The organism is Clostridium sp. MCC353 (assembly GCF_018785315.1).
Classification (GTDB): domain Bacteria; phylum Bacillota; class Clostridia; order Lachnospirales; family Lachnospiraceae; genus CHH4-2.
In genome coordinates this window covers 11,733-23,964 of sequence record NZ_WQPN01000021.1, presented here as the reverse complement: position 1 = coordinate 23,964, position 12,232 = coordinate 11,733, and the positions used below count along the sequence as shown (strand labels likewise).

The 12,232-nt window shown below is 44.5% G+C and carries 11 protein-coding genes; 9 read left to right on the top strand and 2 right to left on the bottom strand.

Translation table 11 applies throughout. The features are described from left to right. The first annotated feature begins 84 nt into the window (after nucleotides 1–84). The 5 genes from GPL15_RS05195 (at nucleotide 85) to GPL15_RS05175 (ending at nucleotide 5,756) form a co-directional block, all read left to right on the top strand. Nucleotides 85–1,938: a beta-glucoside-specific PTS transporter subunit IIABC gene (locus tag GPL15_RS05195; RefSeq protein ID WP_215696658.1), complete on the top strand. Its 1,854-nt coding sequence runs from the start codon at nucleotides 85–87 to the stop codon at nucleotides 1,936–1,938. Between the two features lie 12 nt (nucleotides 1,939–1,950). After that, nucleotides 1,951–3,384: a 6-phospho-beta-glucosidase gene (locus tag GPL15_RS05190; RefSeq protein ID WP_215696656.1), complete on the top strand. Its 1,434-nt coding sequence runs from the start codon at nucleotides 1,951–1,953 to the stop codon at nucleotides 3,382–3,384. A gap of 46 nt (nucleotides 3,385–3,430) precedes the next feature. Further along, complete coding sequence (locus GPL15_RS05185) at nucleotides 3,431–4,081, top strand: SDR family NAD(P)-dependent oxidoreductase (RefSeq protein WP_215696654.1); 651 nt, start codon at nucleotides 3,431–3,433, stop codon at nucleotides 4,079–4,081. A gap of 23 nt (nucleotides 4,082–4,104) precedes the next feature. Next, nucleotides 4,105–4,410 (top strand): Dabb family protein, encoded by a 306-nt coding sequence (locus GPL15_RS05180; protein ID WP_215696652.1) that lies wholly within the window; start codon nucleotides 4,105–4,107, stop codon nucleotides 4,408–4,410. Between the two features lie 215 nt (nucleotides 4,411–4,625). After that, nucleotides 4,626–5,756, top strand: a complete 1,131-nt coding sequence (locus tag GPL15_RS05175; protein ID WP_215696650.1) for an aldo/keto reductase — start codon at nucleotides 4,626–4,628, stop codon at nucleotides 5,754–5,756. 145 nt (nucleotides 5,757–5,901) lie between these two features. On the opposite strand, the gene GPL15_RS05170 is transcribed toward GPL15_RS05175, so the two are convergent. Beyond that, a complete protein-coding gene (locus tag GPL15_RS05170; RefSeq protein ID WP_215696648.1) occupies nucleotides 5,902–6,333 on the bottom strand; it encodes a MerR family transcriptional regulator in 432 nt (143 codons plus the stop codon). 178 nt (nucleotides 6,334–6,511) lie between these two features. On the opposite strand from GPL15_RS05170, the gene GPL15_RS05165 reads away from it, so the two are divergent. Genes GPL15_RS05165 through GPL15_RS05155 form a run of 3 tightly spaced genes read left to right on the top strand, consistent with a single transcriptional unit; the run spans nucleotide 6,512 to nucleotide 9,502 of the window. After that, complete coding sequence (locus GPL15_RS05165; RefSeq protein WP_215696646.1) at nucleotides 6,512–7,192, top strand: dihydrofolate reductase family protein; 681 nt, start codon at nucleotides 6,512–6,514, stop codon at nucleotides 7,190–7,192. Nucleotides 7,193–7,219: 27 nt separating this feature from the next. Next, nucleotides 7,220–8,389 carry an iron-containing alcohol dehydrogenase gene (locus tag GPL15_RS05160; RefSeq protein ID WP_215696644.1) on the top strand — a complete coding sequence of 390 codons (1,170 nt, stop codon included), beginning with the start codon at nucleotides 7,220–7,222 and terminating at the stop codon, nucleotides 8,387–8,389. A gap of 18 nt (nucleotides 8,390–8,407) precedes the next feature. Beyond that, nucleotides 8,408–9,502: an aldo/keto reductase gene (locus GPL15_RS05155; protein ID WP_215696642.1), complete on the top strand. Its 1,095-nt coding sequence runs from the start codon at nucleotides 8,408–8,410 to the stop codon at nucleotides 9,500–9,502. A 301-nt stretch (nucleotides 9,503–9,803) separates the two neighbouring features. On the opposite strand, the gene GPL15_RS05150 is transcribed toward GPL15_RS05155, so the two are convergent. Then, entirely contained in the window at nucleotides 9,804–10,691 is an 888-nt protein-coding gene (locus tag GPL15_RS05150) for a LysR family transcriptional regulator (RefSeq protein ID WP_215696640.1), read from the bottom strand. A gap of 182 nt (nucleotides 10,692–10,873) precedes the next feature. Between GPL15_RS05150 and GPL15_RS05145 the strand changes: the two genes are divergently transcribed. Continuing rightward, nucleotides 10,874–12,211 carry an MATE family efflux transporter gene (locus tag GPL15_RS05145; protein ID WP_215696638.1) on the top strand — a complete coding sequence of 446 codons (1,338 nt, stop codon included), beginning with the start codon at nucleotides 10,874–10,876 and terminating at the stop codon, nucleotides 12,209–12,211. Nucleotides 12,212–12,232 lie beyond the last annotated feature (21 nt).

The window sequence follows — 12,232 nt, the reverse complement described above, 5'->3', positions numbered from 1 at the left end:
ATATCAAAAATACCTGAAGTGAAAAGTCCGGACTTCCAACAGAGGGGATATAGCAAATCAACAGAAATTCAGGAGGGGTTATTTATGGCATCCAAATATGATGAGTTAGCCAAAGCACTACCAGAATTGGTAGGAGGCTTGGATAATGTTTCGTTTTTTACTCATTGTGTTACAAGGCTTCGGTTCGATGTGAAGGACAAGAGCAAAATCAATCTGGAACAGGTAAAAAAGGCTCCAAATGCAAAAGGGGCGCAGTGGAGCGGAAATCAGCTGCAGATTATTATCGGCGGCGGGGTAGAGGAAGCCTATGACTGTATCAGCAGGGCAACCGGTCTTGGCGATAAAAAGGGCGGAGAGGATGTGCCAAAGGAGAAAAAATTCCGCCCCGCAGCCATTATGGAGTTCATTGCGGCAAGCATAACGCCAGTTGTGACGTTGCTGATTGGCACCGGTATGATTAAGGTTCTGATGCTTTTGGGAACAATGGCGGGATTGATTTCAGCAGATGGGTCTACCTATCAGGTGTTAAGTTTCGTATCAGACTCAGCCTTTTATTTCCTGCCGGTTTTCATAGGATATGCCGCATCTGCAAAACTTGGAATGAATCCTTATATGGGGGCTTTGCTGGGAGCGATGCTTCTTCATCCCAATTTTATCTCGATGGTAGGTTCAGAAAGTGCAATCTCTGTGTTTGGACTGCCAATCAGAGCAGTGACCTACTCAAGTTCCATGTTCCCGGTTATTCTGATGGTGTGGATTGCCAGCTATGTGGAACGCTTTCTGCGTAAGCATACGCCAGAGGTATTGCGGTCTATTCTGGTTCCTTTTGTGACTATTTTGGTTATGACGCCCGTGGGCCTGTGTGTACTGGCTCCTCTTGGAGATATTTTGGGCGTTTATTTCTCAAATGCAATCATCTGGCTGTATGAAACCTTTGGCTTTATTGGAGTTGCGCTGTTTACAGGACTACATCCGCTTCTCGTTATGACGGGAATGCACCATGGGATAGGGCCATATCTGGTTGCGAGTTTAGCCGATCCCGGTTTTGAAGCCCTGGCCTCTCCTGCAACTGTGATTGATAATATTAATCTGGGTGTTGCGTCTTTGGCAGTCGCAATCAAAACAAAAAGCAATCGAGTAAGAGCCAATGCCATTCCTGCCAGCATTACGGCAGCTGTAGGAGGCGTGACGGAACCAGCACTGTTCGGCGTAGTATTACAATACCGGAGGGTTTTAATATCCACCATGGCAGGTGGATTTGTCGGGGGTGCTGTGGCTGGTCTTGCGAAATGTGTAAGCTACGCATTTGCCGGAAGCTATGGTGTATTTGGCCTGTTTACCTTTGTAGGCGAAGATGGAATGGCTAATTTATACTGGATGATTCTCGCAGTAGCGGCAGGCGCTGTGGTTACATTCCTGTGTACGCTGGCTTTATTCAAAGATAATAAAGAGGATTTGGAAGTAACAGAATCCATTGTTGATAAAAGCAGCAGTGAAATTCTTATGGCTCCAATTACCGGAATGGTGAAACCACTTGAGGAATGTCCGGATAAAGTTTTTGCAGAAGGCACGCTTGGAAAAGGCGTGGTGATTGAACCGCTGGAAGGAAAGGTGTATGCCCCGTGCGACGGTGTTGTTTCCGCTATTTTTGATACCCTGCACGCAATTGGAATACAGGCGGATCATGGAGCCGAAGTCCTGATCCATGTTGGCATGGACACTGTCAATTTGAAAGGCCAGGGATTCACTGCTCATGTAAAGAGTGGGGACAGGATAAAAACAGGGCAGCTATTACTTGAATTTGATATGGATTGGATTCGGTCCAAAGGTTTATCGCTTATCACTCCTGTGATTGTGTCTAATCCGGACCATTATCAGGATATGAAAGAAAAATATGGAAATGTGACGCATGGAGAAGAAATGATTCATTTGATTTAATGGAGGAAATATATGACGTTTAAAGCGGATTTTTTATGGGGCGGCGCGATTGCGGCAAACCAGTGCGAAGGAGCCTGGAATATAGATGGAAAAGGAGTTTCCGTTCCTGATGTGATTACGAGCGGAAGTCATACCGATTCCCGAAGAATCGAGCCTGACTTTTTCGGACAATATCTGTACCCATCTCATGAAGCGATTGATTTTTATCATCGGTATGAGAGTGATATTGAGCTGTTTGCAGAGATGGGTTTTAAACTGCTGAGAACCAGCATCAACTGGACAAGAATATTTCCCACTGGGGAAGAAGATGCGCCGAATGAGAAGGGCCTGGAATTTTATGATAACCTATTTGATTGCTGCAGAAAGCATGGAATCGAGCCGATGGTTACCATCAGCCATTACGAACTTCCATATGCCTTGGTAGAGAAATACAATGGCTGGACAGACCGCCATGTAATTGACTGTTTTATGAAATTCTGTAAAGTCATTTTCAAACGCTATCAGGGAAAGGTGAAATATTGGCTTACCTTCAACGAAATTAATGCAGGTACATTATATACGGGAACCACTTCCACAACAAACAATTTTAGAGGCTTTCAGGGTTCTCTATCGGATTTGGAGGATAAACAACAGGAGCGGTATCAGGCGGTCCATCACCAGTTTGTCGCCAGTGCGCGTGCTGTCCGATATGCCCACGAGCATTACCCGGAATTTAAAATGGGATGTATGATTGGTTTCCTGGGATATTATCCATACACCTGCAATCCGGATGATGTATTAGCGACTACGAAGCAAAAGCAGATGGTTGACTGGTTTTGTTCGGATGTCCAGGTTCGGGGAAAATATCCGGGCTACTCAAAGAGATACTTTAAAGAGCATGGGATTGAAATCCGGATGGAGGACGGGGATTTGGAGGAACTTGCTCTGGGAACGGTTGATTTTTATACCTTCAGCTATTATATGACTTTTTGTGTATCTACCGACCCAACCGTGGAAAATACCACGGGAAATCTTTTGGGTGGAGCGAAAAACCCATATTTGGAAGCATCGGACTGGGGTTGGCAGATAGACCCGAAGGGACTGCGATGGTGTCTGAACGAGATTTATGACCGCTATCAGATTCCTCTGATGATTGTGGAGAATGGGTTGGGTGCCTATGATGAAAAGTCCGAGGACGGCAAAATCCATGACGATTACCGCATTGATTATATGCGAAAGCATATTGAACAGATGAAAGAAGCGGTAAAGGACGGGGTTGATTTAATGGGGTATACGCCGTGGGGCTGCATTGATCTTGTTTCGCTTTCCACTGGGGAGATGGCAAAGCGGTATGGACTCATTTATGTGAATAAATTTGACGATGGAACAGGTGATTTGTCCAGGGAACGCAAAGATTCTTTTTATTGGTATAAACGCGTGATTGAAACAAACGGGGAGTGCTTGTGATAAGTGCAGATTGGTTGCAACAAATAGAAAGGAGATATATTTTACCATGAAAACATTGATTTTAGTAGGCGCCGGTAAAGGCTTGGGAAATGCGATTGCAAGGGAGTTTGCAAGTCACGATTTTCGGGTGGTTTTAATTTCCCGCAGTGAAGCACATCTGAAGGAGTATGCGGAGGAATTACATTCTGAGGGAATTGAGACTTACATAAAGACTGCCGATGCCCTTTATCCTGAAACTTTGACCAAGGCGATTAATGAAGTTGTGAAAGAACTGGGAACGCCGGATGCATTGGTCTACAACGTGGGAATTACTCAACCGGATGGGGACCGGGAAATTACAAACGAACTCCTGATGGAGCGCTATCAAATAGATGCGGCCAGCGCATGGCATTGCGCTTCGCTGGTTGCCACGGATGAATTTGCCGCAAAAAGTGGAGCCATTCTTTTTACAGGCGGTGGTTTTGCGAAAACATTTCAGCCGATTCTGTCGTTGAAACCTCTGTGTATTGACAAGGCGGCGCTCAACGCAATGAACATCGTCCTGCACCATGCGTTAGAGCCAAGAGGAATTTTTGTGGGCAGCATTTTAGTGAGCGGCGTTATCGCACCAGGAGATGAGAAGTACGATCCGGCAGTGATTGCAAAACAATACTGGGATATGTACACGGAACGCAGGGCATTTGATATAGCATATTAGGCGTCCGGAAGGAGGAAGGAATCATGATTCGCCATATTTTTATCGGCACATTCAAGGAAGATGTCAGCGAGGAAACCAGGCGCAACGTACTTTCCGATATGCGGGCTATGAAAGATAATATACCCGGTATTGCTGCACAGCAGGTTGGTTTTTCTACCGGATGGGTCGGACAGAAAAATCAGATTGTAATGACTGTAGACTTTTTGAAGAAAGCTGACTTTGATATCTATATGGAACATCCCTATCACATGGATCATGCGGATAAGCTGGGAACAAAGTATTTTGACCGCTCAACTTTTGTGTCGGCACAATTTGAGTTTACACGTTGACAATGAGCCATGTGAAAAAGGGCGAAAGCGAATTTGCGTTGTGCTTGTACATAAGCAAATTTGATTTTGGCCTTTTTCATAGGGCGAAGCCCGTGACCGAGATGAAGCGAAGCGGAATCGAGGTGCATGGCGGACCAGAGCGTGTTTGAAAAACTGGAATTTATGAAACAGACGGGTAACGCAGGAAAATACGAGTGAAGAAGGAGGAAACGTCCATGGCAAAGGGGAATCTCGGTTTTGGCCTTATGCGGCTGCCGCAGCTATCGGCAGAAGCAAAGGATATTGATTATGAACAGTTAAATAAAATGGTGGATTTGTTTTTGGAATCCGGCTTCGACTATTTTGATACAAGCTGGGTTTACCATGATGGGGAAAGCGAGGCGGCAATCAGAAAGTGCCTGGTAGACCGTTACCCGAGAGGAAAGTTCCGGCTTGCTTCCAAGCTGCCTATCTTTGCAATCACCGAAGAAACACAGGTGGAGGAAATCTTTGAACAGCAACTCACCCGATGTGGCGTGGAATATTTTGATTATTATCTGCTGCACAATGTCAATGAGATGCGTTACCAGAAGATTGTAAGTGGTATGCACATGTTTGACTACATGAAAAAATGGAAGGAAGAAGGAAAAATCAGACATATCGCCTTTTCCCATCACGATTCCGCTGAGATTCTGGATCAGATACTGAACGAACATCCGGAAACAGAAGCTGTACAGATTGCGTTGAATTACATTGACTGGAACGCTTATTTTATTCAGGCAAAGGCTTGCTATGACGTTATCCGAAAACACGGGAAGCAAGTCATTGTCATGGAGCCGGTTAAGGGAGGTATGCTTGCCACGGCGCCGGAAGCGGCGGAACAGCTGATGAAAGCAGAAAAACCGGAAGCTTCGATTGCATCCTGGGCGCTTCGTTATGCGGCGGGGATGGATGGCGTTCTTACGGTATTGTCCGGAATGTCTACGCTGGAACAGGTTGAGGACAATGTATCCAATATGAAAGAATTTCAGTCATTGAGCGAAAAAGAAAGAGAAATCTTGCAGCAGGTAGCTCGTATCTACCGGGAGAGCGGCCCAGCAAAGACGGCGGACTTTACGTCATATGAGAAAATAAGTCCCAAAGGGATTTCTGCCGCTGCCATTCTGGATTGTTATAATAGCTGTATGCTTCAGCCTGTTCCGACTTTTGGAGCGGAACACAATTATTTTACTTCTGAAAAAGCCAGGCATGGACTTTTTAAGGAGGATTTGTGTATACCGGGAAAAGTGATATTAGAGGATGGACGGGATATGACCGAATTGGTGCATCGGGCTGAGGCATTTTTAAATGAAAACTCCTTTTTTTAAAAGAGCATTATGAAAATGAAGAAAAAATAAAATGATTCTTAATTAAAAGAAGAATATATACAGAAGGGTGCAATGATTACTGAGAAAATACCTTATGACATGAGGGTATTTTCTCAGCAACGCTAAGTTTTAGCCTCCTTCTTTTTTATATCTCGCAGGCTAACTTTCCATCCGGGATTTCTTTTTCGGTATGAATTTTTTCCGTACCGGCTGCAATGGCTGTTTCATAGTACCAGCATTTATAGTTGATTGTATCTAAAATTTCCTGTAATTCGGAAAGCTGTGCTTCCACAATCCGTTTTCGTTCTAAGAACATTTCGTATCGTTGCTGTAAAGAATCATCGCCCTGTTCAAGCCATTCACTAAATTGGCGGATTTCTTTAATTGGCATTCCTGTTTTTTTGAGACAATCAATAATGCGAAGTGTGGCAATATCCTTTTCTGTAAAAATTCGATAGCCGGATTCCCGTCTTTCCATAAAAGGGAGCAGCCCTTCTTTGTCATAATAGCGAATAGTGCTGGTTGGAACCCCCATCATTTTTGCTGCGTCTTTAATTGTATAACTTCCTGCTTCCATATTGAAGTCCCCCTATGTATGATAATATCTTAAAAAGATTTTCAAAAAACCTTGACTTTAAACTCAACTTTAATGTTAGACTAAAGTCAATCAAAAGTCAAGGAGGATTTTTTATGGAAATCACATTTAAAGGTAAAGTTGCTTTAGTAACAGGCGCAGCACAGGAGGTGGAATATAGATGAATAAGCCTTATATTGTATGTCATATGATGACATCGGTTGACAGCCGGATTGATTGTGACATGACAGGAAAACTGATTGGTGTAAATGAGTATTACAAGACGCTGAATGCATTGGAAGTACCCACTACATTAAGTGGAAGAGTAACAGCCCAGTTGGAATTGGCGTTGCCGGGTGAATTTCACTCTGAATGCAGTGAGATATTCGGAAAAGAAGATTTTTCCCGAAAGACAGAGGCTGACAGTTATGAAGTGATTGTTGACACAAAGGGCACTCTTTTGTGGGATGATGATTCAGCATACGGCAAACCACATCTGATTATTACTTCAGAGCAGGTTTCTAAGGATTACTTAGATTATCTTGATTCAAAAAATATTTCCTGGATTGCCTGCGGAAAAGAAAAAATTGATCTCGCCCGTGCAGCCGCAATACTTGCAGAAAATTTTGGCGTGAAAAGGATGGGCATTGTCGGCGGTGCGGCAATAAACAGCGCGTTTCTTAACGCAGGATTACTGGATGAAATCAGTATTCTGATTGGCCTTGGGATTGACGGAAGAAAAGGAATGCCGGCAGTATTCGATGGCTTCCCGATGGATCAAGAGCTAATTCCTTTGGCATTAAAAGATGTAAAGGTATATGAAGATGGTGCAGTTTGGCTTCGGTATACGATTATTAATTAAGCAGACAGATGACTAGAGGACTATTTTATGTTAGGAAATTTTTCATACTGTAACCCTACAAAATTGTATTTCGGTGAAGAGGCCCTTGGAAATTTGTCTGTTGAACTTGAAAAATATGGTAATCATGTCGCCCTTGTCTACGGGGGCGGCTCCATCAAGAAAAATGGCATTTACGATGAGGTTATCGGCATTTTGAATTCAGCAGGTAAAATCGTTGCGGAGATAGCGGGCGTTATGCCTAACCCTACTATTCACAAACTGTATGAGGGCATTGAAATCGCAAGGAAAAACAAGGTTGATTTTATTCTTGCTGTGGGCGGAGGATCTGTGGTGGACTATGCAAAAGCTCTGTCTGTTTCCATTCACTGCGAGGAAGATCCCTGGGAGAAATACTATGCCCGGTTTGAGGAGCCAACCTGTGAAGTTGTTCCGGTAGGAGCGGTACTTACAATGGTTGGCACAGGTTCGGAGATGAACGCAGGCGCAGTCATCACTTATCCTGAAAAGAAATTGAAAATCGGTCATGTGTTTGCGGATGAAGCGGTTATACCGAGATTTTCTATCTTAAATCCAAGATATACGATGAGTCTCCCGGAATATCAGATGGTTGCAGGTATCTATGATCTATTCAATCATATCAGCGAACAGTATTTTTCCGGAGAGGATGACAATACAAGCGACTATATCAGCGAAGGTCTGATGAAAAGCGTGATTCATTCCAGCCGTATTGCGATTCAAACTCCAGGCGATTATGAGGCCAGAAGCAATATTATGTGGACGGCTACCTGGGCCTTAAACACACTTGTTTCAAGAGGGAAAAGCACTGACTGGATGGTGCATATGCTTGGACAATCGGTGGGGGCGTGCAGCAATGCAACCCACGGTATGACGTTATCAGCAGTTTCTCTGCCGTACTATAATATGATTATGCCTTATGGCATTCAAAAATTTGTTCGTTTTGCTGTCAATGTATGGAATGTTTCTCCTGCCGGAAAGACAGATAAACAGGTTGCCAAAGAGGGTTTGACCGCCATGGAAGCGTGGATGAAAGATCTTGGACTTGCGATGAAACTTTCAGAAATCGGCGTAACATCTGAAATGCTGGATGATATCGTAAACGGCACGCTGATTATGGAAGGTGGTTATAAAGTGCTTTCCAGGGAGGATATACGGAATGTGTTAATTCAGGCAATGTAACGGAAAGGCGGTGCTTGTATGGAATATCGTAAATTGCCTCATGGAGAGGAACAAATAAGTGTGATTGGCATAGGGACTTCTGTAATCGGTGAACGGCCGGAAAAGGAGATCATTGAAACCGTACAGTCTGCACTGGATGCAGGAATCAATTATTTTGATATGGCCGGCGGGCACGCAAGCATTTTTCCAGCCTTTGGGAAAGCCTTGGAAGGGCGAAGAAAAGAGGCCATGCTGCAAGTGCATTTCGGGGCAAACTATGTAACCGGCGAATATGGCTGGACAACGAATCTGAATACAGTAAAAAAGTCCATCGACTGGCAGCTTAAGTATCTGAATACAGATTATATTGATTTTGGATTTATTCATTGTCTGGATGAAGAGCGGGATTTGATTACTTATGAAAGGGATGGGGTACTTAAGTTCATCCAGGATTTAAAGGCGCAGGGGGTGGTAAGGCACATCGGTCTTTCCACCCATGCGCCGGAGCTGGCCAATCTGGTGCTGGACAAGAAGATTCTTGATATGCTGATGTTTTCCATCAATCCCATGTATGACTATGGGCAGGGAGACTTCGCAATCGGAAGCGGCGGGGAAAGACAGAAGCTGTACCGCCGCTGCGAAAAGGAGGGCGTTGGCATCTCGGTTATGAAGCCTTTTAATGCGGGACAGCTCCTGGATGCAAAAAAATCCCCGTTTCATCATGCGTTGACCACAGCGCAGTGTATCCAGTATGCACTTGATAAACCGGGCGTTCTGACAGTTCTTGGAGGTCCCGGCAGCAAACGGGAGCTGGAGGAAATACTGTCCTATTTTGATACAACAGAAGAGGAGCGGGATTATTCGGTGATTCGTTCCCTTACACCGGAAGAATCAATCGGAAGGTGTGTGTACTGCCGGCATTGCCATCCATGCCCGGCTGGTCTTGATATCGGGCTGATTAATAAATATTATGATCTGACGTTGCTGGGGGATACCCTGGCAAGGGAACATTATCTGACCTTGGAAAAGACAGCGTCAGACTGCATCGGCTGCGGACACTGCAATAAAAGATGCCCCTTTAAGGTGATGCAGATGGAACGAATGGAAGAAATTAGAAGATACTTTGGGAAATAACAGGGAGAAGAAGATTTGAATCAATCAGTGGCAAGACTGATGAGACGAGCAGTAATCAGGGTGAAATGACTAGCAAAAACGAAGTTGAAATTGTAGAGAAGGGCTATGGCAAGTAAATATGACGCACTGGCGAGAATCATCGTACCCTTGTAATGGAGGGATGCTATAAAGTGCTGACCCGGGACGAAATTCTGGAGATTTTTAGAGAAAGTATGTGAGAAAATATAGATAAAAAAAGCAGGCATGACGAAGGGCAGGGATAAAAACCTGCCCTTCGTTATGAAAAAATGGAATCCACATATCATTCACCACCATGGAATGCGTCCTGCACCCTGCTCAAAAATAAGTCTGCAGCACGGGAAAAAAGCTGATATTTCTTCCAAACTATGTCTAAATGGGCTTCCATTTTAGGTTTCAGAGGACGGAAACACAAACGGCTATACTCAGACGTATTGACCAATTTGTCAAGGCATAAGGCATATCCCAGCCCTTCCTCTACCATGAGAGATGCATTGTATACCAGGTTATAGGTGGAAACGATATTCAACTTTCCAAAGTCCTTTTTAAGCCAGCCGGAGAACTCATTGCTGACCGTATTTTGCCGGGAGGTAATTAGAGGAAGATTCCAGATGTCCTCAGGGCGGATAAAATCGTGAGAAGCCAATGGGCAGTCTTTGGGCATTAAGAGTCCCCAGGTGTCGGTAGCAGGAATCCGGATATAATCGTATTTCTTCATATCTGCCGGCTCGATGAGAATTCCAAAATCCAGAAGTCCTTTGTCCAACCGTTCCGTGACATCATCTGCGTTCCCGCTGTATAAATGATAGCAGATATTGGGACAGGATTTTTGCAGATCGGTAGCGATTCTGGCAATCAGGCGCATGGCATCCGTTTCGCCTCCTCCGATGTAGATATCTCCGCTTACCGCCTCATCCGGCGCTGTCAGTTCAGCTTCCGTCTTATCTACCAGGTCAAGAATCTCCGCCGCACGTTTGCGTAAAAGCATTCCCTCCTCTGTTAATGTGATTCTCCGGTTCCCCCGAATTAATAGTTTCTTGCCAATTTCATCTTCTAAATCCATTAACTGCCGCGACAGGGTAGGCTGTGTCATGTGGAGGGACTCGGCGGCCCCTGAGATGCTTTCCTCCCTGGTAACAGCCATAAAATATCTTAAAACGCGTAAATCCATGGGCTGCCTCCATTCTGGTTACTTTGATTTTAATTGTATCGTAGCTGTTTTTTGTAGCTTTATTATACTGAATCAAATCCATGCCTGTCAAGTATAGGATTGTATTTAATATAAGTATTTGATATGTGATTAGTTCCGTATTACAATTAAGACATCAAAGAAAGAAGCGGAGGAACAACACAATGAACGAAAGTATGATGGGGACTGTGCCAATCCCCCGGTTGATTATAAAGACATCCATCCCTCTGATTATATCGCTGCTGGTGAACAACCTTTATAATCTGGTGGACAGCATTTTTGTCTCTCATGTCAGTGAGGATGCGCTGACAGGAATTTCTCTGGCGGCGCCGCTGCAGATGATTATGATTGCCCTTGGCTGCGGACTGGCCGTAGGATTAAATGCAATGGTATCCAAGGCAATGGGAGAGAAAAAAAGAGAAGAAGTAAAGAGGACGGCTTCCGCAGCCATTGTGATGGCATTCGGAGCGTATCTGATTAATGTAGTGGTCTGTCTGCTGGCAGTAAAACCCTACTTTTCATGGCAGGCGGGCGGGAACGAAACTATTGCTCGGTATGGAACCGCATATATTCAAATTTGTATGCTTTTTTCCTTTGGGCAGATGATTCAGTGGGTGTTTGACCGGTTTCTGATTGCGACAGGGAAGTCCACGCTGTTCCTCGCCACACTTGGCACTGCCTCTCTTGTGAATGTGATTTTAGACCCGATTCTGATCTTTGGATATTTTGGTTTTCCGGCTCTGGGGACGGCAGGAGCCGCCATTGCTACGGTGACAGGACAGCTTGCAGGCGGGCTTTTGGGAATCTATTTAAACATCCGGCGGAATCAGGAAATTCCTATTCACTTTACACTGCATATCCAACGAAGATGTGTGGTGAATATCCTGAAGGTTGGAATACCGACTGCAATCATGCAGGGAATCATGTCTGTCATGGGAATCTTTATCAACACGATTCTTTACCAGTTTTCTTCCACTGCGGTGGCAATTTACGGAATTCTTTTGAAGGTACAGAATTTAGCTCAGATTGGCGTTCAGGGAATGAACAACGGCCTGATCCCGATTATCGCTTACAATTATGGAGCAAAAAAGGAAAAACGGATACATGAGACAATCCGATGTGCATTCCTCTATGCGGTTGTTATCATGACAGTTATTTTAATCATACTGGAACTGATACCGGATAAGATTCTTCTGCTGTTTGACGCATCGGAACAGATGATGCGGCTTGGGGTTCCGGCGGTGAGAATCATGTCGGTCAGCTTCTTCGTATCTTCCATAGGTATTATTTTTGCGGCAATCTTCCAGGGCTTTGGAAATGGAACCTACAGCATGTATCTTGCCTTTATGCGCCAGGTGATTCTGCTGATTCCCATGCTGCTTTTGGGGGCTTATCTGGGGAATATAACGATGATCTGGTGGGGATTTGCAGCTGCGGAAGCATTGTCGATTCCATTTGGAATCTGGCTTTATAAAAGAAACAAAAGTAGTATCAAATTATAAGCAAAGGAGAGGGGACAGGAG

Excerpts from the sequence above, each read along its gene's own strand:
- GPL15_RS05195 (WP_215696658.1), top strand. The coding sequence starts at position 85 with ATGGCATCCAAATATGATGAGTTAGCCAAAGCACTACCAGAATTGGTA.
- GPL15_RS05150 (WP_215696640.1), bottom strand. The coding sequence starts at position 10,691 with ATGGATTTACGCGTTTTAAGATATTTTATGGCTGTTACCAGGGAGGAA.
- GPL15_RS05175 (WP_215696650.1), top strand. The coding sequence starts at position 4,626 with ATGGCAAAGGGGAATCTCGGTTTTGGCCTTATGCGGCTGCCGCAGCTA.
- GPL15_RS05155 (WP_215696642.1), top strand. The coding sequence starts at position 8,408 with ATGGAATATCGTAAATTGCCTCATGGAGAGGAACAAATAAGTGTGATT.
- GPL15_RS05165 (WP_215696646.1), top strand. The coding sequence starts at position 6,512 with ATGAATAAGCCTTATATTGTATGTCATATGATGACATCGGTTGACAGC.
- GPL15_RS05185 (WP_215696654.1), top strand. The coding sequence starts at position 3,431 with ATGAAAACATTGATTTTAGTAGGCGCCGGTAAAGGCTTGGGAAATGCG.
- GPL15_RS05170 (WP_215696648.1), bottom strand. The coding sequence starts at position 6,333 with ATGGAAGCAGGAAGTTATACAATTAAAGACGCAGCAAAAATGATGGGG.
- GPL15_RS05190 (WP_215696656.1), top strand. The coding sequence starts at position 1,951 with ATGACGTTTAAAGCGGATTTTTTATGGGGCGGCGCGATTGCGGCAAAC.
- GPL15_RS05160 (WP_215696644.1), top strand. The coding sequence starts at position 7,220 with ATGTTAGGAAATTTTTCATACTGTAACCCTACAAAATTGTATTTCGGT.
- GPL15_RS05180 (WP_215696652.1), top strand. The coding sequence starts at position 4,105 with ATGATTCGCCATATTTTTATCGGCACATTCAAGGAAGATGTCAGCGAG.
- GPL15_RS05145 (WP_215696638.1), top strand. The coding sequence starts at position 10,874 with ATGAACGAAAGTATGATGGGGACTGTGCCAATCCCCCGGTTGATTATA.